Origin of the sequence: Neptunitalea chrysea (assembly GCF_027924145.1) — a bacterium.
In the GTDB taxonomy this organism is placed as follows: Bacteria; Bacteroidota; Bacteroidia; order Flavobacteriales; family Flavobacteriaceae; genus Neptunitalea; species Neptunitalea chrysea.
Map to the genome: position 1 here is coordinate 47,928 of NZ_BRVP01000007.1, position 22,041 is coordinate 69,968.

Annotated in this window: 22 protein-coding genes and 1 tRNA gene; 19 read left to right on the forward strand and 4 right to left on the reverse strand. The window is 33.1% G+C overall.

The window, feature by feature from the left end; all coding sequences use genetic code 11:
- Positions 1 to 7 precede the first annotated feature (7 nt).
- Positions 8 to 80, reverse strand: a tRNA-Gly gene (locus NBRC110019_RS06325).
- Positions 81 to 1,084: 1,004 nt separating this feature from the next.
- Between NBRC110019_RS06325 and NBRC110019_RS06330 the strand changes: the two genes are divergently transcribed.
- From NBRC110019_RS06330 to NBRC110019_RS06405, 16 genes are all read left to right on the forward strand, one after another.
- Positions 1,085 to 1,687: a Crp/Fnr family transcriptional regulator gene (locus tag NBRC110019_RS06330; RefSeq protein ID WP_281753377.1), complete on the forward strand. Its 603-nt coding sequence runs from the start codon at positions 1,085 to 1,087 to the stop codon at positions 1,685 to 1,687.
- 128 nt (positions 1,688 to 1,815) lie between these two features.
- Positions 1,816 to 2,190, forward strand: coding sequence for an OB-fold protein (locus NBRC110019_RS06335; RefSeq protein ID WP_281753379.1), 375 nt, complete (start codon positions 1,816 to 1,818; stop codon positions 2,188 to 2,190).
- A 5-nt stretch (positions 2,191 to 2,195) separates the two neighbouring features.
- Positions 2,196 to 3,047, forward strand: a complete 852-nt coding sequence (locus NBRC110019_RS06340) for a DUF5777 family beta-barrel protein (RefSeq protein WP_281753381.1) — start codon at positions 2,196 to 2,198, stop codon at positions 3,045 to 3,047.
- A gap of 12 nt (positions 3,048 to 3,059) precedes the next feature.
- On the forward strand, positions 3,060 to 3,416 hold the full coding sequence (locus NBRC110019_RS06345; protein ID WP_281753383.1) for a cytochrome c family protein: 357 nt from the start codon (positions 3,060 to 3,062) through the stop codon (positions 3,414 to 3,416).
- A 14-nt stretch (positions 3,417 to 3,430) separates the two neighbouring features.
- Positions 3,431 to 3,979 carry a YceI family protein gene (locus NBRC110019_RS06350; RefSeq protein WP_281753386.1) on the forward strand — a complete coding sequence of 183 codons (549 nt, stop codon included), beginning with the start codon at positions 3,431 to 3,433 and terminating at the stop codon, positions 3,977 to 3,979.
- A gap of 7 nt (positions 3,980 to 3,986) precedes the next feature.
- Positions 3,987 to 4,532 (forward strand): ankyrin repeat domain-containing protein, encoded by a 546-nt coding sequence (locus tag NBRC110019_RS06355; RefSeq protein WP_281753387.1) that lies wholly within the window; start codon positions 3,987 to 3,989, stop codon positions 4,530 to 4,532.
- Positions 4,533 to 4,535: 3 nt separating this feature from the next.
- A complete protein-coding gene (locus NBRC110019_RS06360; protein ID WP_281753389.1) occupies positions 4,536 to 5,294 on the forward strand; it encodes a T9SS type A sorting domain-containing protein in 759 nt (252 codons plus the stop codon).
- Positions 5,295 to 5,431: 137 nt separating this feature from the next.
- A complete protein-coding gene (gene guaA / locus NBRC110019_RS06365; RefSeq protein ID WP_281753391.1) occupies positions 5,432 to 6,961 on the forward strand; it encodes a glutamine-hydrolyzing GMP synthase in 1,530 nt (509 codons plus the stop codon).
- A gap of 11 nt (positions 6,962 to 6,972) precedes the next feature.
- Positions 6,973 to 8,889 carry a LysM peptidoglycan-binding domain-containing protein gene (locus NBRC110019_RS06370; protein ID WP_281753393.1) on the forward strand — a complete coding sequence of 639 codons (1,917 nt, stop codon included), beginning with the start codon at positions 6,973 to 6,975 and terminating at the stop codon, positions 8,887 to 8,889.
- Positions 8,890 to 9,441, forward strand: coding sequence for a DUF922 domain-containing protein (locus NBRC110019_RS06375; protein WP_281753395.1), 552 nt, complete (start codon positions 8,890 to 8,892; stop codon positions 9,439 to 9,441). It begins immediately after the preceding gene.
- A gap of 50 nt (positions 9,442 to 9,491) precedes the next feature.
- Positions 9,492 to 9,722, forward strand: coding sequence for a DUF3820 family protein (locus tag NBRC110019_RS06380; RefSeq protein ID WP_281753397.1), 231 nt, complete (start codon positions 9,492 to 9,494; stop codon positions 9,720 to 9,722).
- Positions 9,723 to 9,861: 139 nt separating this feature from the next.
- Positions 9,862 to 11,496 carry a CTP synthase gene (gene pyrG / locus NBRC110019_RS06385; RefSeq protein ID WP_281753399.1) on the forward strand — a complete coding sequence of 545 codons (1,635 nt, stop codon included), beginning with the start codon at positions 9,862 to 9,864 and terminating at the stop codon, positions 11,494 to 11,496.
- A gap of 108 nt (positions 11,497 to 11,604) precedes the next feature.
- The gene (gene yidC / locus NBRC110019_RS06390) at positions 11,605 to 13,485 is read left to right on the forward strand and encodes a membrane protein insertase YidC (RefSeq protein WP_281753401.1); all 1,881 of its coding nucleotides are present in this window, start codon (positions 11,605 to 11,607) and stop codon (positions 13,483 to 13,485) included.
- 467 nt (positions 13,486 to 13,952) lie between these two features.
- The gene (locus NBRC110019_RS06395; protein ID WP_281753403.1) at positions 13,953 to 15,344 is read left to right on the forward strand and encodes an RtcB family protein; all 1,392 of its coding nucleotides are present in this window, start codon (positions 13,953 to 13,955) and stop codon (positions 15,342 to 15,344) included.
- Positions 15,344 to 16,036 (forward strand): peptide chain release factor H, encoded by a 693-nt coding sequence (gene prfH / locus NBRC110019_RS06400; protein WP_281753559.1) that lies wholly within the window; start codon positions 15,344 to 15,346, stop codon positions 16,034 to 16,036. The genes NBRC110019_RS06395 and prfH overlap by 1 nt, the downstream gene beginning before the upstream one ends.
- Positions 16,020 to 16,580 (forward strand): tetratricopeptide repeat protein, encoded by a 561-nt coding sequence (locus NBRC110019_RS06405; RefSeq protein ID WP_281753405.1) that lies wholly within the window; start codon positions 16,020 to 16,022, stop codon positions 16,578 to 16,580. The genes prfH and NBRC110019_RS06405 overlap by 17 nt, the downstream gene beginning before the upstream one ends.
- Here the strand turns inward: NBRC110019_RS06405 and NBRC110019_RS06410 are convergent.
- The 3 genes from NBRC110019_RS06410 to NBRC110019_RS06420 all read right to left on the reverse strand — a co-directional run bounded on the left by NBRC110019_RS06410 (position 16,577) and on the right by NBRC110019_RS06420 (position 17,680).
- A complete protein-coding gene (locus NBRC110019_RS06410; protein ID WP_281753407.1) occupies positions 16,577 to 16,822 on the reverse strand; it encodes a hypothetical protein in 246 nt (81 codons plus the stop codon). The two genes, NBRC110019_RS06405 and NBRC110019_RS06410, sit on opposite strands and share 4 nt — an antisense overlap.
- 5 nt (positions 16,823 to 16,827) lie before the next feature.
- Positions 16,828 to 17,277: an SRPBCC family protein gene (locus tag NBRC110019_RS06415; protein WP_281753408.1), complete on the reverse strand. Its 450-nt coding sequence runs from the start codon at positions 17,275 to 17,277 to the stop codon at positions 16,828 to 16,830.
- 61 nt (positions 17,278 to 17,338) lie between these two features.
- Complete coding sequence (locus tag NBRC110019_RS06420) at positions 17,339 to 17,680, reverse strand: T9SS type A sorting domain-containing protein (RefSeq protein ID WP_281753410.1); 342 nt, start codon at positions 17,678 to 17,680, stop codon at positions 17,339 to 17,341.
- Positions 17,681 to 17,837: 157 nt separating this feature from the next.
- Between NBRC110019_RS06420 and NBRC110019_RS06425 the strand changes: the two genes are divergently transcribed.
- From NBRC110019_RS06425 to NBRC110019_RS06435, 3 genes are read left to right on the forward strand one after another with little or no spacing between them, the layout of a single operon-like run.
- Positions 17,838 to 19,787: a peptidylprolyl isomerase gene (locus NBRC110019_RS06425; protein ID WP_281753412.1), complete on the forward strand. Its 1,950-nt coding sequence runs from the start codon at positions 17,838 to 17,840 to the stop codon at positions 19,785 to 19,787.
- Positions 19,784 to 20,641, forward strand: a complete 858-nt coding sequence (locus tag NBRC110019_RS06430) for a peptidyl-prolyl cis-trans isomerase (RefSeq protein ID WP_281753414.1) — start codon at positions 19,784 to 19,786, stop codon at positions 20,639 to 20,641. The genes NBRC110019_RS06425 and NBRC110019_RS06430 overlap by 4 nt, the downstream gene beginning before the upstream one ends.
- Positions 20,631 to 22,037: a peptidylprolyl isomerase gene (locus NBRC110019_RS06435; RefSeq protein WP_281753416.1), complete on the forward strand. Its 1,407-nt coding sequence runs from the start codon at positions 20,631 to 20,633 to the stop codon at positions 22,035 to 22,037. Before NBRC110019_RS06430 ends, NBRC110019_RS06435 begins: the two co-directional genes overlap by 11 nt.
- The last annotated feature ends 4 nt before the right edge of the window (positions 22,038 to 22,041 follow it).

Sequence of the window (22,041 nt, forward strand, 5' to 3'; positions counted from 1 at the left end):
AAAAAAGAGCGGGAGACGAGGTTCGAACTCGCGACATTCAGCTTGGAAGGCTGACGCTCTACCAACTGAGCTACTCCCGCAAAAAGTGGTGCAAATATAATAGTTATTCAGTTTTTGGTCAATTATTTTTTAAAAAAGATACTACCTATTTAGGTGGTTTAAGCTTGCTTGTTGGTATTCAGTAGTCTACATCTGCGCTTGCCGAATTGTAATTCCATAATAAACATTTGTTTCTATAGTGCCATTAATAGTTGCCTTAAGAGAGCTTAAATTTATAGGAGTGTGTAAGAGTTCTTAACAGTTCTGTCATTAGTAATGAAGATTGAAAGAAACTATTGTCTCTGGTTTTGTAATACGTGTTGTAGCATGTTCCTACAAAATTAAGAATACTAGGTGTTGTTGTCTCGTTTTTATAAGACAAATAAGCTTAGTGAAAGAATAAGTGTAATTTTTTTCATATTATTGAGCCATCATAAAAACTCTAATTTTTTTTTAAAAAATACTTTTTTAGTAGTGTTTAGCTAAAAGATTATTTAGAATGCCCTAAATTAAAACGAATAAAAAAAGATGAATCCTATAGATTTTTTTAAGCATGAGATTGTGGGGAAGGTTTCTTGTGTTTCGGTGTACCATCTGTTGGAAGCTATAGATTAAGGATTTGTTACAAACTGTGGCTTGCTTTTTATAAAGTAGCTGCAGTATAAAAGAATTTAGCTTTTGGAAATCAATAGTTGAAGAATTTTTACCTAAAACTTTAGATGCGTATAATAACTTTACGCAAAGCTTAGAATGTAAAGTCTTAAGATTGTAAAGGTCTATTATATAATTGAAAACTTTGTATATGGTGTAGGAGAGTTTGTTTTCTATACGAAGCCTTGTTGCTGCTGAAATTATAAGCAAAGTAGCGACCTTTATAAAGGTTTTTGTATATATAAAGTATAATAGTATTCTTGATATTCTTCCTAATATGCTGAGCATGCAAATAGGGATAATTACTCTTTTAAAAAGTAGTAGGGTTTAATAGTGTTTTTATGTGGTAATTGAAAATTATTTTAAGTGATTATACGCAGTAACATTATAACTAATGAAAGAATTTGAGTATTTATTGTCTAGTTTGGAAAAGCATATGCCGCTTACTGCCTACGAAAAAAAATTGATTGTTTCTAAATTGATATATAAACATATTAGCAAACGAGAGATTCTGTTAAAGCCAGGTAATGTTGCTAATTATACGATTTTTGTAAATAATGGTTGCTTAAGGCAGTACTTTATTAATGTTGAAGGGGTGGAGCATACTACGGTTTTTGGTGTTAGAGGCTATTGGTTAACGGATATTAATAGTTTTTTAAATAAATGCGAGGCTAAGTTTTATATTGAAACAGTAGAAGATTCGGAAGTTATTTTACTAAGTAATGATAATCAGGCAGAACTTTTTGAATTAATCCCTAAGCTTAATATTTATTTTAGAATGATATATGAAAGAGTAGTGTCTGCTAAGGATGAGCGTATTTTAAGTATGTTGTGTTCGAGAGCAGATGAGCGTTTTCTTCAATTTTTACAATGCTACCCTAATCTTGATTCCAGAATACCTCAGTATTTAATAGCGTCATATCTTGGTGTTACTCCTGAGTTTTTTAGTCGAATGAAATCTAAAATGGCTCAAGACTTACCTAAAAACAAAAAGTAGATTTCTTAATCTAGATCAATTGTTATCATAGTAAATGTTAATATTTTTGATTATTCTTAATTAATGTGGATTTTTGATAAAAAGTTTGATAATTGAGAATTTGTGTTTAATTGTGGTTTAGGTTAATTATGAGAAAAATAATTTTAGGAGCACTTTTAGTAGTGTTGATACTTGGTATTGGCTTTTATCTATACATGTACAAAGGACATAGAGATGTAGCGTCAGAAACACCCGACGCAACATTAAGTGCAATTCAAATCCAAGAAAACTTTAAAACTGATTACGAAACTTCTCAAGCCGATTATTTAAACAAAGTAATTGAAATTAATGGGCGTGTAAGTGAGTTTAATGATTCTACAGTAGTGCTAAATAATGTTGTATATTGTAGTTTTTCTGCTAAAATAAATGTAGGGTTGCAAGATTCTATTGTTTTGAAAGGTAGGTGTTTAGGGTATGATGAGCTTTTTGAGCAAGTGAAATTTGATCAGTGTATATTAAAATAAGTTGTATGAATAGAGTTTTATCTTTCTGTTTTTTTATGTTTTTGTTTGTGGGCTTGTTTTCGTACGCTCAGGATGATTTATTGGATGAATTAGATGAAGAGGTTGTTGATGAAGGAACGGTGTCTTCTACATTTAAGGCGTTACAAATAGTTACATTACAATCGACCAAAATAGCTGCTCCTGGTGATTTCTATTTTGTGGTTTCTCATAGGTTTGGAACCGTTAAAAATGGTTTTTCTGAATTCTTCGGGTTAGATAACGCCACTACAAAACTTGGAGGGATATATGGGGTGACCGATTGGATGTCAGTTGGACTTTCTAGGCATACGTTATTAAAGACCTATGAGTTATCTATTAAGTATAGGTTGGTTAACCAGAGCGATAACTTTCCGTTTACAATTGTAGGGTATCATTCTATGGGAGCAAATAGCTATATAGATAAAGATGATTATGAAAATTTAGCGTTTACAGATCGTTTGGCGTATGTGAATCAGTTACTTATATCACGTAAAATTTCTGCTGCTTTGTCATTGGAATTGGCTCCTTCTTATGTGCAGAAAAATTTATATAACAAAGATTTAGAGAACGATAAACAATTTGTTTTAGCTGCCGGAAGTAGGTATAAACTTAGTAATAGGGTATCGTTGAATTTAGAGTATGGCTATAATTTTAATCAACCTGAATTCTATTCTCAGCCTTTGTCATTAGGGGTTGATATAGAAACAGGAGGACATGTTTTTCAGTTGTTGTTTACCAACTCGCAAGCCATGACGGATAGTGGATATTTAACTAATGCAACGGGAGATTGGGGGCAAGGAGATTTTTTCTTTGGGTTTAATCTGTACAGAGTGTTTTAATATGTTTTTTATATGAAAAAATCAGTTCTATATATAGTATTGTTTACAGGGTTTTTTGTTAGTTGTACTACGCATACTTATGAAGATATTACAGGAGATCCTGTTGTGATCGAGGATGATGTAACTTATACGGCTAATGTAAAATCTATAATAGATGCTAATTGTGTTAATTGTCATGCACCTGGTCAAACGGCTTCTTTTAGGTTGTTAACTAATTATACAGAAGTAGTGTCAGCTATGCAAAATACAAATATGTTAGATAGGATTCAACGACAGAATGGAGAGAGTGGTTTGATGCCTGCTAACGGACGAATGTCTCAAAATAATATAGATATTATTTTGCAATGGAATGAAGACGGGTTACAATAATAAATATCATAGCTATGAAAAAATTACTTCTTATACTTATTTGTTTAATTGTGTTTTCGGGCGTTGGTTATGCTCAAAAATATAGTACGCGATCGGGTAAAGTTTCTTTTGAAGCATCTGTTCCTTCTTTTGAAGAAGTAGCGGCTACTAATAAGGTAGTGTCTGTTATATTAGATACACACGCAGGTAAGTTGGCAGCGTTGACATTAATGAAGGGCTTTAGGTTTAAAGTAGCGTTAATGGAAGAGCATTTTAATGAGAATTACGTAGCATCAGATACCTATCCAAAAGCTACTTTTAAAGGGGAAATTCAAGGGTACGATAAAAGTAAACTTACAGATCAAAGCTTGCATTGGAATATTTTGGGTGATTTAACCTTACATGGTAAAACAAAAAAAATAGAAATTAAAGATGCAACAGTTTATTTAAAAAATAATGTGGTGTATGTGAAAGGAAATTTTGAAGTGGCACCTGCAGATTTTGATATAAAGATACCAAGTTTGGTAAGTAAAAAAATAGCTGATACCATATCTGTGAGTTTAGATTTTGAACTGAAACAATAATATACACATGAAACTATTTTATTTGGTAAGTCTTATTTTTTTTAGTTTTCAATATACTGTTAGTGCGCAAGATGCTATGCCAAGTGAAAATGGGGTAAACGTTTTTGATTTAGCAAGGAACGGGACATTGCAGCAAATGGATAGTCTTTACACAAAAACGCCTTATAAAATAGATAGTATTGATATGCGTGGTTTTACGCCTTTGATTTTATCATGTTATAGAGGTAGTGATGAGGTGGCTGTGTTTGTTGCAGAACATACAAAAAATATAAATTATTCAAGTGATAACGGAACAGCTTTAATGGCTTTGGTGTTTAAGCAAAATTTAGAATTAAGTAAAAAGCTGCTTGATTATGGAGCTGATCCTAATATGGCCGATAAAAATGGAGTTACTCCACTGATATATGCAATTCAATTCAAAAATTTACCAATGGTTGAGTTGTTGCTAGAAAAAGGAGCAGACAAATCTCAAAAGGATGCTACGGGGAAGAGTCCTTTTGAATATGCTGTTTTTTCTAAGAACCAAGAAATTATTAACTTATTAAAAAATTGATTTATGAAAAAAACTCTACTATTATTATTTATTGGTTGTTTTACTTGGGCAGTGAATGCTCAATCTAAGTCTACCGGAACGGTTGCTTTGGGGAGTTCTATGTCAGCAGAAATTGAACTTGATAATGGAACTTCTACTGCTACATTAACATTAACAGGGCCATCTGATAGATGGATAGCTTTACAATTTGGATCATTTTCGTCTGGTCAAGGAATGGCATCAGGGCAAGATGTTGTATATTATAACGGATCTACTTTGGTAGATGCAAGAATGAATGGTATAGGATCTACTCCTACTACAGATACAAATAATTGGACGGTTACTAGTAATACGGTATCCAGTAGCGTTAGAACAATTGTTGCAACGAGAAGTTTTAATACAGGAGATGCAAATGACTTTACGTTTAGTTATTCAGATTCTTCTTTAGATTTTGCATATGCTTATGGAGGTTCTTCTTCATATTCACTGGCCTATCATGGTTCAAGAGGGTATAGTTTAAATGCTTCTTTTACTTTAGGTTTAGAAGAATTTCAAGCTGCTTCAATTAAAGTATACCCTAACCCGGCAGCAAAAAGTTTTTCTGTAGAATCTGCAATACCTATTAACGAAGTGAAAATGTATGATGTGAATGGTAAACTTGTAATGGTTAAAAAATCTGATGTGTTATCTAATGTAGATATTTCTAGTTTAGATAGAGGAGTGTACTTTTTAGAGTTGGCATCGGATTTAGGAACGCTTTATAGAAAACTTATAAAAGAATAGTTTGTTCTTTATAATAAATGTAAGAATTGTTTTAAAGGTCGTGCTTTTTTAGTACGACCTTTTTCTTTATAATAAAGATATGTGTAAAAAAAACGTAGGTAGATTTTCAGTTTCTACATTTAATAGTATTTTTGCGCATGCAAAACAATGTTTTAATCTTAGACTTCGGTTCGCAGTACACCCAGTTAATAGCTCGTCGCGTTAGAGAGCTGAATATTTATTGCGAAATACATCCTTACAACAATTTACCAGATAATGTGTCTTCATTTAAGGCCGTAATACTTTCAGGTTCGCCATTTTCTGTGCGTTCTGAGGAAGCACCGCATCCAGATCTTTCTGAAATAAAAGGAAAAATTCCAATGCTTGCAGTTTGTTATGGTGCTCAATATTTGGCGCATTTTAATGGAGGTAATGTATCTCCTTCAAATACTAGAGAGTATGGTAGAGCAAATCTTTCTTATGTAAAATCAGGAGAGCCATTTTTTGAAGGTATAGAAGAAGGTAGTCAAGTTTGGATGAGTCATAGTGATACTATTAAGCAGTTACCTGATAATGGGGTTAAGCTTGCTAGTACAGAGGATGTAGAAAATGCAGCTTACAGAATTGATGGAGAAGACACGTATGCAATACAGTTTCACCCAGAAGTATACCACTCAACTGATGGGAAATTATTACTTGAGAACTTTTTAGTACACATAGCTGGAGTTAAACAAAATTGGACACCTTTCAATTTTGTGGAAATGACTGTGAATGAATTAAAAGAGCAAGTAGGGGAAGATAAAGTTGTATTAGGTTTATCTGGAGGTGTAGATTCATCTGTTGCTGCTGTTTTGCTTAATAAGGCTATTGGAGAAAACCTACATTGTATTTTTGTAAATAACGGATTGTTACGTAAGTACGAATTCGAAAGTGTTTTACATCAATACGAAGGTATGGGGCTAAATGTTAAAGGTGTAGATGCTTCGGCACGCTTTTTGGATGCTCTTAAAGGAGTTGATGATCCGGAAGAAAAAAGAAAGATCATCGGTAGAGTATTTATAGAAGTTTTTGATGATGAAGCGCATAAAATTATGGACGCGAAATGGCTTGGTCAGGGTACTATTTATCCTGATGTTATTGAGTCCATTTCTGTTAATGGGCCTTCTGCAACTATTAAGAGTCATCATAATGTAGGTGGTTTACCTGATTTTATGAAGCTGAAAATTGTGGAGCCATTGCGTATGCTGTTTAAAGATGAGGTAAGACGTGTAGGTGCTAGTTTAGGGATGAATCCTGAACTATTAGGAAGACACCCGTTTCCTGGACCTGGTTTAGCAATCCGTATTTTAGGGGATATTACTCCTGAAAAAGTAGCTATTCTACAAGAGGTGGATTATATCTTTATTACGAACCTAAGAAATTGGGGGCTTTATGATAAAGTATGGCAAGCAGGAGCAATGTTGTTGCCGGTAAATAGTGTTGGGGTAATGGGAGATGAGCGTACTTATGAAAAATGCGTGGCTCTAAGAGCGGTTGAAAGTACAGATGGTATGACAGCAGACTGGGTTAATTTACCTTATGAGTTTTTGCAAAAAACTTCTAACGAAATAATAAATAAAGTAAAAGGCGTTAATAGAGTAGTATATGATATTAGTTCTAAACCGCCAGCCACAATTGAGTGGGAATAAATTTTTTTTGAATGAATAAGAAGTTTGTATATTTCTTTGGAGCCTTATTTTTAATTGTTAACGTAATTAGTGCTCAGGGATATAAAAGTCATAAGGTTGAACGTGGAGAAACGGTTAAAAGTATAGCTCGGAAATACGGTATTCAACCTGAAGATATTTATAAATTTAATCCTGAAGTGCAAGGAGGAGTGCGTGAAGATGCCATTCTGATAATTCCGATTAAAAACCCTGTAAATAGTAATACAGAGCTTGTTAGCAACGGAGAGTTAAGCGTTACTTTTAAAGAGCATAAGGTGAGAAAGAGAGAAACACTTTCTTCACTTTCCAGAGCGTATGGCGTCTCTATAGAAGATATCAAAAAGTATAATAGTGAGTTGTATAGCCGTGAGCTACGAAAAGGCGAGAAGGTTCGTATTCCTATATACAGTAAAACACTTGTTCAGCAAACAATTGTTCCGGCAGCTACTAACGGGGAACAGAAATTAGAGCAGTATACGGTTCAAAAGTCTGAAGGGATTTTTAGAATTGCTACCAATCATGGTATTACTATGGAAGAGCTAAAAAAGTTGAACCCTGGTATTGGAGATTCTTTGGTAGAAGGAGATGTGCTTTGGGTGCCAACTAAAACTAGTTCGGAAAATACTACTGTAGAAGATAGATACGATTACTATACCGTAAAGCAGAGCGAAGGTTTTTTTAGAATTAAGGAGAATACGGGATATACCAAAGAGGTTATAGAGAGTTTAAACCCTGAAGTGGTGTTGAATGGTTTAAAACCTGGGATGATTCTTAAACTGCCTAAAAGATCTCAGAAGACGGTTTTGCACAAAGTTTTAGGGGTTCCTTCTATTAATTTAATGGATAGTATAAAAAGAAATAGGGTTGATGTAGCTTTAGTATTACCATTTAAGACTGAAGGAATGTCTATAGATTCTGTTCCGTATATGGTTAGTGAGCTAAAAACCAATAAGCTATTAAATGTGTCGTTAGATTTTTATAGTGGTGTGTTGCAGGCAGTAGATACTCTTCAGAAACGTGGTGTTGAGGTACATTTAAAAGTTTTTGATAGTCAAGGCGATGAAACTGTTGTAGAGAAGATGGTTATGGAAGGGGAATTTGATGGTGTAGAAGCGGTTATAGGTCCTTTGTATAATGCTGTTTTTAATAGGTTAGCAAATGACTTATATGTAAAGGGAATACCTTTGTTTTCTCCTTTGTCTAATAAAAACTTGAAGCAATTCCCGAATGTTTACTCTACTGTGCCTAATAATAATGAATTAAGTAATGCGCTTTTATCGTATATAAAGGTTCATGAACTAGATTATAATATCTTAATTTTTGCTGATGACGAGCATGTAGATTCTCAAAACAGAATTACTCAAATCTTTCCGAATGCGAAAGTGGTTAATAAGGAGTTGGTAACTATTAAGGGTATAACACCATTACTTTCTACAACAACTAAAAATCTTGTGTTTGCGGAGACCACAAATGTTCCGTTTTTAACGAACATAACTAATATGTTAAGTGCTTTGGTTTCTGAAGAAATGAATATTCAGTTGACTACAAGTTTAAGATCAGATGCTTTTTCTGCAGATGCTATAAGAAATGAATACCTTAACAGGTTAAACTTTTTGTATGCAACGGTAGAAAAACCAGCTGCTTCTAATACATCATTTGCTAAAAAGTATTATAAAGAATATAAAAAGTTCCCAGATAAGATAGTAACTAGAGGGTACGATGTAGCTATGGATGTATTACTTCGTTTAGCTTCTTCTGACCCGATTGACGATAAAATGCTAATTTTTTCGGGTGAAACTGCTTATGTTGAGAATAAATTTTATTATCTTACGTCTCCACTTGGTTATTTTACCAACAATGCCGTTTATGTGGTTATGTATAAAGATATGGAGATTGTTGAAGCTCCTTAAATGAGATTTATTTTGAAGTATTTTTGGATTGCGTTTAGCTTTTTTTGTTTAGCTTTTACGGTTCACTCAGAGGATAAACCTATTTTATGGAATAAGGAGCATAGATTGTCTTGGGATGATTTTAGAGCTGCTCCAGATGATGGTTCTAGGGCTGTTGCCATCACTGCATCAGGAATAAGTTACCAATTATCTGCGGAATTAAAAGAGAATGCAGTAGTAGAAGTGGATTGTGAGGTAGGTGCTTACTTTTATCCTTATGAATCTTGGTGCAAGCTTCATTTGACAGATAAGAGTACTTTGGGGCATGAGCAATTACATTTCGATATATCTGAGTTAATGGCACGTGAATTTAGAAAACGAATAGCAAATAAAAAGTTTACTAAAAACGTGAAGCAAGAGGTGAAAGAAATTTATTTTGAAGTTTCAGACTCTTTAGATTTGCTTCAGAAATTATACGATAAAGAAACTAATTTTAGTATGAATGATGAGAAACAAGCATATTGGCATCATAAAATTGCACTAGAATTAGAAGCTACGAAAAATTATCAGTAAACTCTTCAAAATACGTCGATAAATTATATATCGATTATCAATTTTTACAGGTGAATTACGATAAAGAAAAACTGGTTGAGTTAGCGTTTGCTAAAATGCCTTTTGGAAAATATAAGGGATATTACTTAGTTGATATTCCTGAGCCTTATTATGTTTGGTTTAAGCAAAAAGGATTTCCAGACAATAAGCTGGGGCTTCAGATGCAAAGTATGTACGAAATAAAAATTAACAGTCTTGAACCTTTGATTAGAAAAGTAAGGGAGCTCTACAGTAGGGGTTAATTTTTTACCTCCATGAACCAATAAGTTGAAAATAATTTTAGAACGGGTACAAATTCAAAATCTATTATTGTTTTTTGATATATAGAATTGTACTTTTGGCGCGTCTTTTTCAACAATACAACAAAATCATTATTGGTATATGGCAGCAACCAAATATATATTTGTCACAGGAGGTGTGAGTTCTTCATTAGGTAAAGGAATTATTGCAGCTTCGTTGGCTAAATTACTGCAAGCGAGAGGTTATAAAACTACTATTCAGAAATTAGATCCATATATTAATGTGGATCCTGGAACTTTAAACCCATACGAACATGGTGAATGTTATGTGACCGATGATGGTGCAGAAACCGATTTGGATTTAGGTCATTACGAGCGTTTTTTAAACGAGCGCACTTCTCAGGCCAATAATGTAACTACTGGTCGTATTTATCAAAGTGTTATTGAGAAAGAGCGTAGAGGAGAGTTTCTGGGTAAAACGGTACAGGTTGTACCTCATATTACAAATGAAATTAAAGAGCGCATTCAAATACTTGGTAAAAGTGGTGAGTACGATATTGTAATTACTGAGATAGGTGGTACTGTAGGTGATATAGAATCGTTACCGTATATAGAATCTGTTCGTCAATTATTATGGGAATTAGGAGAGTATAATGCTATTGTAATTCATTTAACATTAGTTCCTTTCTTAGCCGCTGCGGGTGAGTTAAAAACAAAACCAACACAACATAGTGTAAAAACATTAATGGAGAGTGGTATTAAGGCAGATGTTTTAGTATGTAGAACCGAACATGATTTATCTAGTGATTTAAGAGATAAATTAGCATTGTTCTGTAACGTAAAAAGAGAAGCGGTTATACAGTCTATAGATGCTTCTACTATTTATGATGTTCCTAATTTAATGTTAGAGGAAGGCTTAGATACGGTAGTACTTCAAAAATTAGACTTAACAAATGATGTTGAGCCTGATCTTACTCAGTGGAATCAATTTTTAGACAGACACAAAAACCCTAAAAATAAAGTTACTATAGGTTTAATAGGAAAGTATGTAGAATTACAAGATTCTTATAAGTCTATACTTGAAGCTTTTATACATTCGGGTGCTGCAAATGAAGTAAAGGTTGAGGTGAAATCAATTCATTCAGAGTTTTTAACAGTAGATACGATTGCCGAAAAAATGTCTTCGTTAGATGGTGTATTAGTAGCACCAGGTTTTGGGGAAAGAGGTATTGAGGGTAAGATAGCTGCTGTACAATATGCAAGAGAAAATAATATTCCGTTTTTCGGAATTTGTTTAGGGATGCAAATGGCGGTTATTGAGTATTCTAGAAATGTACTTGGATTAAAAGAGGCAAGTTCAACTGAAATGAATCCTAACTCAGAGTTTCCTGTGATTAGTATTATGGAGGAGCAAAAAGATATAGAGCATATGGGAGGAACTATGAGATTAGGAGCATGGAACTGTGAGCTTAAAGAGGGTAGTATTGTTAAAGAAGTGTATAAGCAAGATGTTATTTCTGAACGTCACAGACACCGTTATGAGTTTAATGGAGATTATAAAGAGGAATTAGAGAATTCAGGTCTATTGGCAACAGGAGTAAACCCTGATACTGGTTTGGTAGAGATTATTGAAAATCCTGCCCATCCATGGTTTGTTGGGGTTCAATATCACCCTGAGTATAAGAGTACCGTAGCAAATCCTCATCCTTTGTTTGTGGCTTTTGTAAAAGCGGCTCTGGATAATAAAGAACATAAAAAAGATGCCAGTTTGGCATAATTTAACTTATTGGATACGTTTTTGTTAAAGAAAAAGCACTTTAAATAAGTGCTTTTTTTAAATATATAAATACAGTAACCACATGAAGTGGTATAATTGAATAATCTAATGGAAGAAAAAAAGTTAGACACTACAACAATTATCGGTTTTGTTTTGATTACAGCAATTTTGATTTGGATGCTTTATGATAATCAAAAAAATGCCGAAAATCAGACAGCAGAAGCGACTAAAACTGAGCAAGTAGACAGCGCAAAAACTACAGCAGCAGAAGTAATAGCGCCAGAACCAGAAAAGGAGTTTACACTTAATTTAGCAGATTCTACAGAATTAGCTAAATATAAAAATAGCTTAGGTCCTTTTGCTTATTCAGCAACTTTAGAGTCAAATGCAAAGAGTGAATTTACAGAAGTAGAAAACGAAAAATTGTATCTTAAGATAAGTAATAAGGGAGGACAGATTATTGAGGCTAGATTAAAAGAATTTACTACTTACGATTCTGTTCCTGTTTATTTGGTTAAGGACAAAAATGCTTCTTTTGGTATAGAGCTTACCACAAACGATAATAGAACTTTTAATACAAAGGATTTATATTTTGAACCTACAGAAACTGTTTCTGGAGATCAGGAAATAGTTACTATGCGTTTAAAGACCTCTGCAGATACATACCTTGAGTATAGATATACTCTTAAGAAAGATGATTATCTAATAGATTTTGCGATTCAATCTAAAGGATTAAATGGTGCGGTTAATACCTCTAAGCCTATTACATTAGATTGGTCTTTAAATGGGATAAGACATGCTAAAAGTGCTTCTTACGAAAATAGATACACCCGTTTAACGTATAATCACGAAGACGAGAAAGTAGATAAACTTAGTCAGTCTGGTGATGATGAAGAAGTAGTTGAAAATACAACATGGCTTTCTTTTAGACAGCATTTCTTTAGTTCTATTTTAATTTCTGATAAAGCGTTTAAAACAGCAGATTTAAAATCTAAAAACCTTATTGGTAAAGATGTTAATGATGCTGATGTTGAATTTACAAAAGCATATGCTGCAAGTTTACCTTTAGAATTATCTAATGGTGAGTTTAATTATGAAATGCATATGTACTATGGTCCTACTGATTATAAAGTACTTAAACAATATAAAGAGTATGGTATAGATGAGTCTATGCCAACAGGTTGGGGTATTTTTGGTATAATTAACCGTTGGATTATTATGCCAGTATTCGACTTTTTAGTTAGCTTTTTACCAGCAGGATTTGCTATTATTGCGTTAACTATTTTAGTGAAATTGGTATTGTCTCCGGTGCAGTATAAGCAATTTGTATCTCAGGCTAAAATGAAGGTATTACGTCCTGAAATGGATGAAATCAATAAAAAGTATGAAGATCAGCCAATGAAAAAACAACAAGAAACAATGTCATTGTACAAAAAAGCTGGTGTAAACCCCATGAGTGGTTGTTTGCCGGCTGTATTACAGATGCCTGTTTTCTATGCGTTGTTTACATTTTTCCCAACAGCCTTTATATTAAGACAGAAGAGCTTCTTATGGGCAGATGACCTTTCTTCATACGATTCTGTTATTAAATTACCTTTTGATGTGCCTTTCTATGGAAGTCACGTGAGTTTGTTTCCAATCTTAGCGTCTATTGCTATATTTATTTATATGCAAATGACTTCTGCTCAGAGCATGGCTCAACAACAGCAACCTGGAATGCCTAATATGAAATTTCTATTGTATTTGTCTCCTGTAATGATGTTGGTATTCTTTAATCAATATGCGAGTGGTTTAAGTTTGTATTATTTTGTATCTAATACCATTACTATTTTTATTATGTTGGCAATTAAGAAGTTTATCATTGATGAAGATAAAATTCATGCTAAAATTCAGGAAAATAAGAAAAAACCTAAAAAAGAAGGGAAGTTTCAGCAGCGTTTAAAGAAAATGATGGAACAGGCTGAGGCTCAGCAAAAAGGAAAAAAATAAAATTTTTTTTTAAGCACATAAAATATGAAAACCTTCCCATGTGTGGAAGGTTTTTTTATATCTAAATTTGGAGGTATTTTATTTTTTTATAAATTTGACCTTTGAAAATAAGTATTAACCTTTTAAAAAGCGAAGAAATGCACATTTATACTACATACTTCCAGTTGCCATTAGCTAGTGCTAATGTTCTTCGCGGTTTCCGTTTTTCATAGTTTAATTTCTTGATAGTACTTAAATGCGAAACCCGAAGATGAATTTTTCGGGAAATTTTATATGTACTTTTTTAATTAGCCCGAACTAGATTGTTATTTACTCGATAATAGAGCATTAAATGCTTTTTGAGCTTGTCTCGAAATAGAAATTTAATTCTTACTGAATGCTTTTGGCTTGCCTTAAAGTAGTTTTTTAATTGGGTGAATTGGAGTAGTTGGTTTACATCCAGCAAGAGAAAATGAAACGAAATAATAATGGGAAAGAAATTAAACGGAAGGGACTTGATAAAGTTAGGTTTTCCAAAAGATAATTCAATAAACATAGCCTTAGGGCAAATATATAGATATAGAAAAGGAGAAAAGAAAGAAGTTGTTTTAGCTGAAGCCAAAGAGGTGCTAGTGACTCCTGAAAAATTTACAAATCATAGAACTTGGGGGAAACTAGCCGAAGGATTGCTAAATCAGGTAGAGGTTAAAATGCATCAATTGTTGAACTGTGGAGTTCCGTTTAGCGTTTTCGGAGAAAATGAGATTGATGAACAAGCAAAAAGACAGTTGTATGATGCACTTAAATTACCAGTTGCCGTGCAAGGAGCGTTAATGCCTGATGCACATTGCGGTTATGGGTTGCCGATAGGAGGTGTATTGGCAACTGATGATGCGGTTATTCCGTATGGTGTTGGCGTTGATATTGGGTGTAGAATGAGCCTTTCGGTTTTTAATTTATCAGCGTCTTATATGAATGGGAAAAACGATATGTTAAAGAAAATTTTATTGGAGCATACTAAATTTGGTAAAAATGGAGTTCATAAAATTAAGGCAGATCATGCGATTTTTTCAAGAGATGAATTTAGGGAGATCCCGTTCGTAAAGAGTTTACTTGATAAGGCTTATAAACAATTGGGTACCTCTGGTGGAGGGAATCATTTTGTGGAACTCGGTATCGTGGATATTCTAGAGGATATTCCTGGAAATAAACTAGAGAAGGGTTCGTATCTAGGTGTATTGTCTCATAGTGGATCTAGGGGTTTAGGTTCAAGTATTGCAAAACACTATACCTATTTGGCTACTAAACAATGTCCGCTGCCTAAGAATGTACAACACCTAGCTTGGTTAGGTATGAGTGGTCATGATGGTCAGGAGTATTGGCGGGCTATGAATTTAGCGGGTGATTATGCCAAAGCTTGTCATGATAATATACATGCTAGAATAGCCAAAGCGTTGGGGGAACAAGTGGTGCTAAATATAGAGAACCACCACAATTTTGCATGGAAGGAATTGGTGAATGGTATGGAGTGTATAGTACATAGAAAAGGAGCAACGCCTGCAGGAGAAGGCCAATTGGGAATTATTCCGGGGTCTATGACTGCACCAGGCTATATTGTAATGGGTAAGGGGAATTTAGATTCCCTTCAATCTGCTTCTCATGGAGCGGGAAGGTTGTTTTCTAGAACAAAATGTAAAACCAGATTTACGCATAGTGATATTCGGAAAACGCTTAAAGATAATGATGTAACCTTAATTGGGGGTGGTGTAGATGAGGCGCCGATGGCGTACAAAGATATTAATACAGTAATGGGCTTGCAGGAAGAGCTCGTGTCGGTATTAGGTACATTTACCCCAAAAATTGTAAGAATGGAAAAATGATGGAGACTATTATTCAAATTACAGCAGGCAGAGGACCTACAGAGTGTACCTGGGTAGTAGCTCAGGTATTAAAAAAGTTTTTACAAGAAGCTAAAGATAATGGTATTGATGCGAATGTATTGGCAAAAGATAAGGGGATTGAAAATGGAACCATAGCATCGGTTATAATACATTTGAAAGGGGCATCTGTACGCAAGTTTGTAAATACCTGGCTTGGAACTATACAATGGATAGGGAAAAGCAATTTTAGAAAATTTCACAAACGTAAGAACTGGTTTATAGGTATATTTGAGCACGAAAAAGCGAAACTGGGTACGTTTTCTGATAATGATATAAAGTATCAGGCAACTCGAAGTAGCGGAGCAGGAGGTCAACATGTAAACAAAGTTAGCTCGGCGGTAAGAGCTACTCATGTTCCTACGGGCTTAAATGTACAGGTGATGGATACACGTTCGCAGCATAAAAATAAAGTGATTGCTAAAGAACGTTTGTTAGAAAAATTAAAAGAAGAGCAATTAAAACAATATGAGGAACGGTTTTTGCAACAATGGCATAATCAGCTACAAGTGCAAAGAGGAAATCCGGTTAGAGTATTTAGCGGTTCTGATTTTAAAAAGAAAAATGTAGATAAAAGATTTAAGAAACAAAGGTTAGCCTTAAAAACTAAGTTGAAAAATGACATCGATAGATAAATATTTGTTTCAGGCAATGGATAATTATCCATATAGTTTAGAAGAAACATTGGAGTCGCTTGATTATGCTTTGTCATATGATGCGAATAATACCATGGCGTTATGCCTTTATGGCAGATTATATGCAGAGCAACTTCAGAAATATGAAGAAGCAAAAAAATATTTTGAAAAAGCATTAAGTATAGATATAAATGCTTTAGAAGTGTATCCGTATTATTTAGATGCGTTGCTTTATAATGAAGATTTTGAAGAGGCGGAAAGATTAATTGAGTTTGCCCTTTCTGTAAAAGGAGTGAATAAGATTGAGATTAGACTACGCGAAGTATTATTATGTGAGATGAAGAATGATCTTGGAACCGCTTTATTATTAGCAAAACAATTGCGTTTGTTTGCATTTAGTTCTGATTGGAATACTATGATAGAGGATACCGAGAAGCGAATTAAGCAAAAAATTAAAATTGTTTTAGGAAAGCCTGAAGGTGAAAAAAAGAAAAAGAAGAAGAAAAAAGACAATACTTCTAAAAAAGAAGAAGAGGCTAATTAAGCCTCTTCTTTTGTATATAACTCAGCTCTATGTGGTTTTAAGTTATCTCTTACCGTTATTTTATCTTTATCGTTAATTATAATGTAGGCAATAGCATGAAAATCACTAATTTTAGTAGCGCTTATTTCATGATAATATAGACTATTTATACCAGCATATTCTTTTAAATGAATAGCATGATGTTCTGCGGTTTTATAGCCGGTAGAGCCTTTAAAGTCCCAAATAATTTTTAGTAACGTCATGTTAGTTAAGCTACCGAAGTTCCTTTCTCAAGGTAGTTTTTAAAGTCTTTCATAAAAATATAGCTTTGTTTTTTAAAACTTCCGGGCATTAAAAAACTATAGACTTTAAAAATGAAATTTGTAAACCTAAATTCACTTTTAGAAATCCATTTAGTGGCATTAGCGTCTAAAATTTCAAAATAATTTTCCTGAATGTTGTATACACCTTTAGTTTCATAAGTACAATGAAATTCATGAGGCATGTTTTTTTTAACAATAGTCTCGATCATCTCAATATCTCTTTTACCCGTTTTAAATATGAGTTTACTTTTGGATCCTTCTTCTCCTGGAGTGCCGGATAATGGTTCTAGTTTTTGAAAGCCTCTTTGCCAGTGTTTTAAATTCTCTAAAGAATCAAAACTTTCTGCCACTGCTTCAATTGGTTTTTGAATAGCAATTTCTAGCGTGTATTTCATTCCCTGATTGAGTTTAGGTGCAGGCTTATAACCTACGCTTACTAAGTATTAGATTATGGTTCTATTTGGTAACAATTTTAAAAGTTTTCTTAAAGTTTTCTGTTTGAACAGAAACTATAAAAATGTTATTAGAAGGTAACGTAATGTTTTTGCTAAAGTTATCGGTTACTCTAATGTTTTGATAGCTCGCTACTCTTTTACCTAACATATTGTAGATTTCAATTGTAGCATTATCATTTAGTCCACTAATATGTAATGAGTTGTTGCTATAAAAAACTTTTATTTGCTCTTCAATTAGGGATGTTAATTTGAAGGGAGATGGTGCCATAGAAACCGATGCCGCTGAAAGCTTAGCAGATGTAAACAAGACTAATAAAAGTATTGATACGTAAAATTTTTTCATAGGTTTCTAAATGTTTGAAAATAAAAATACAATTTTTGTGCCAAATATAGTAGTTAAATTTTTAAAATTAAACAATATTTTACATTACTGTCGTTGTTGATATTGATTAATTGCTTCTAATGTTTATTTTTGTTGCAACTAAAAAATAATGAATTCAATGAAAAACACAATTTTCTTAGTGTTTGTACTACTTGTTAGCCTTGTATCTGCACAAAACAAAGAAATTATTTTTACGGTAGATAATGAACCTGTTTATAAAGATGAATTTCTGAGGATATACAAGAAGAATATAGATTTAGTAAAAGATGAATCACAGAAAGATATAGATGAGTATTTAGAATTATATATAGATTATAAGCTGAAGGTTTTACAATCAGAGGAGCTTGGTTTAGATGAGAAGAATTCTTTTATTAAAGAGTTTGAAGGCTATAAAAAACAATTAGCTAAAAATTACTTAACCGATACCAAGGCAACCGATGCTCTTTTAAATGAGGCTTATGAAAGATATCTAAAAGAGGTAAAGGCAAAGCACATTTTAGTATTGGCTAATGAAGCAGCAAAACCTTCAGATACTTTAGAGGCTTTCAATAAAATTTTAGAATTAAAAGAGCAAGTAGCAAAAGAAGGTTTTGAAAATGTTATGAAGAAGGTTCATAATGGGAAAACCATTTTTGGAGAAGACTTAGGGTATTTTTCAGTTTTTAGAATGGTTTATCCTTTCGAATCTGCTGCCTATAATACGCCTGTTGGTACAGTATCTGATCCTGTAAGAACAAAGTTTGGGTATCATATTATTAAGGTATATGATGTTAGAGATAATAAAGGAGAGTTAGAAGTAGCTCATATTATGGTAGCTTCTAAGGATTCTGATACGGATGATGCGAAACAGCATGCAAAACAAAAAGTATTTGAACTTTATGAGGAACTTAAAAAAGGAGGTTCTTTTGAGGATATAGCCAAAACATATTCTGATGATAAAGCTTCTGCAACTGCCGGCGGTAGACTAGGTAAATTTGCTGCTGGAAGTTTAAGTTCTGCTGCTTTTGAAGATGCTGCTTTTAGTTTAAAAAAAGATGGGGATGTTTCTGAACCAATTAAATCTGAGTTCGGATGGCATATTATTAAGTTAATTCGTAAATATCCTATAGGTTCTTATGAAGATGAAAAGGGGGATCTTGAAATGAAAATTAAACAAGATTCAAGATCACAATACATTACGGAGTCATTTGTGAATATGCTAAAAAAGCAGTACAATTTTAAGGAGAACAAAGAGGCTTATGAGTATGTAACAAGTGTAGTTGCTGATAGTATTAAAACAAGAAAATGGACTTTTGATAGTGAGAATCCAAATGTAGAAAAGATACTGTTTACTGTAAACGATGAGAAGAAAGTTTTTGTGAAAGATTTTTTACAGTTGTTGGAAATGAGACAACGTAGAGCAAATGTTCAGAATGTAGATCAATTTATAAAACAAAACTACGAGCTGTTTATTCAACAACAAATACTACAGTATAAAGAAGATCGTTTGGCGATTGAAAATAAAGAGTATGCAAATACATTAAAGGAATATAGAGACGGACTTTTGTTATTCGATTTAATGCAAATGAAAATTTGGAATAAGGCTAAAGAAGATACTTTAGGTTTAGATATGTTCTACGAAAAACATAAAGGAGAGTATATGTGGAAGGAAAGAACCGATGCAGTGATAGCGGTGTGTACAAGTAAAGACGCTGCAAATCAGGTTCAGAAATTATTGAAAGAAGGAGCGAGCCTAGAAGATATTAAAGAAAAGATAAATACTAAAGATAGAATTAATGCGGTAATTACTTCTAAGACTTTGGAGGTAGGCGATGATGCGATTCCTTCTGGATATAAATTAAAAGAAGGGGTGTCTGATATTTATGAAACACGTCCTGGTGAATTTACAATTATTGTGGCTGGTGAAATTAAAAAATCAGAACCTAAAAAACTTGATGAGGCTAAAGGTAAAGTAATTAGTGACTATCAACAATCGTTAGAAGCACAGTGGTTAAATGGTTTAAGAAAAGGACATACGATAATAGTAAATAAAAAAGTACTTAAAAAAGTAAAAAAAGAAGTTAAGTGAAATTTTTAAAGTGTGTGTTGGTATGTTTCTTTTTTATTTCGTGTGATTTAATAAAAACCGAAAGTGAAAAGGAAATTGTAGCCAGAGTTGGAGAAGATTATTTGTATAAAGATGAAGTGGCATCTTTAGTGCCAAAAGGAGTAAGCAAGGAAGATAGTATGCTGATTGTTCAGAATTATATTAATTCTTGGGCAACAAAGGAGCTGCTAATTAAGAATGCTGAACAAAACTTAGATGAGAAGAAGGTTCAGGAGTTCGAGGTTTTAGTTTCTGATTATAAAACTGATTTATATACAAAGGCTTACTTAGAGGCTTTGGTACTTCGATCGTTAGATACGGTAGTTAAAAATGATGAGCTTAGAAGTTATTACGATGATAACAAAGAGAACTTCAAGCTTAATGAAGATGTTGTTAAAATTAGGTTTTTAGGGATTCCTAAGGAGAATAATAAGATTAATAAGTTTAGAGATAAGTTTAAAAGATATAAAGAGGAAGATCATTATTACCTTGATTCGTTATCGTATTTATATACCAATTATATGTTTAACGACAGCTTATGGATTAAATCTTCTGAAATTATTAAAGAAATACCTCCTTTAACAGATGAGAATCTGGATACTTATTTAAAAAAATCACAATTTTTTGAATTACAAGATTCTTTAGGAGTATATTTGATGACCGTTAAAGATTTTAAGAAGAGAGGAGAGGCGGCTCCGTTAAGTTTTATCAGGCCAACAATACGTCAGATAATATTAAATCAAAGAAAAATTAAGTTTATAAAAGAGCTTAAAAAAGATATCATAAACGATGCGATTAAAGATAAACAATTTGAAATTTATGAAGATGCTGAATAAAGTAATAGCGCTGATCTTATGTTTGGGAACATTTGCAGGTTACAGTCAGGGAGATGATCTAGCTGTTAATAGCGAAGTGAAAACAGATACGGTTAAAAGACAAAGAGTTAAAGTAGACGGAGTAGCAGCGGTTGTTGGTGATTACATTATTTTAGATTCTGATATTCAAAAAACGTATCAAGGATTAAAAGCACAGGGTGTATCGAAGTCAGAATTATCACATTGTAATTTGCTTGGTAAATTAATGGAGGATAAGCTTTATATGCATCAGGCTGTTCAGGATAGTTTAGATGTAAGCCCAACTGAAATTAGAAGTGGGGTTGACCGTAGGATAGATTACTTTTTGCAACAGGTAGATGGTGATATGACTAAGTTACTTGATCTGTATGAAATGGAAACTGAAGGAGAATTAAGAGAAGAGCTTACAACAATTATTCAAGAGCAATTGTTGACAGAGCGCATGAGAGATAAAATTATTGAAGATATAGATGTTACACCTGAAGAGGTGCGTGCCTTCTTTTATAGTATACCTGAAGAGGAGCGTCCTAATTTTGGAGAGTCTGTAGAGTTGGCTCAAATTGTAATAAAGCCAGAGATACCAAAGGAGGAAACCAAAAAAGTAGTTGATAAGTTAAGAAAAATGAAAGAGGATATTGAGGATAACGGAGTTCGTTTTTCTTCAAAAGCACTTTTATATTCTCAAGACCCTGGATCTAAATCTAGAGGTGGATTGTACGTTGGGATAACTCGTAAAACACAATTTGCTAAAGAATTTGTAGATGTTTCTTTTAGTTTACAAGAGGGAGAAGTGTCTGAGCCTTTTAAAACAGATTTTGGATGGCATATTATTACAGTAGATAAAATTAGAGGAGAGCAGAGAGATGTGCGTCATATTTTATTAAGACCAGATGTACCAACTTCGTCAATTAGAGCTGCTCAGGAAAAAATAGATTCTATTAGAGGAGCATTGTTAAATAATGAAATTTCTTTTAAAGACGCAGCTAAGAAATTTTCGAACGAGAAAGAAACAGCAAATTCAGGTGGAGAGCTAATTAACCCTCAGACTTATGATAAGCGTTTTGAAATGTCTAAATTAGATCAGGATATTTATAGTAATATTTATAACCTAGAAGAAGGAGATATTTCTCAGCCTATTAAGGAAAAAGATAGATCTACTGGTATGGAATACTTTAAAATTATTAAGGTAACAAAGAAGGTGCCAGACCATAAGGCCGACTATGCTCAAGATTTTACACGAATAAAGGAACTAGCCCTTACAGATAAAAGAATAAAAGAGATTAAGAAGTGGACGGAAGATAAGATAAAAGATACTTTTATTAATGTGAGTAGAGATAATAGAGATTGTGAGTTTTCTAGTAACTGGTTAAAAAAGTAATTAT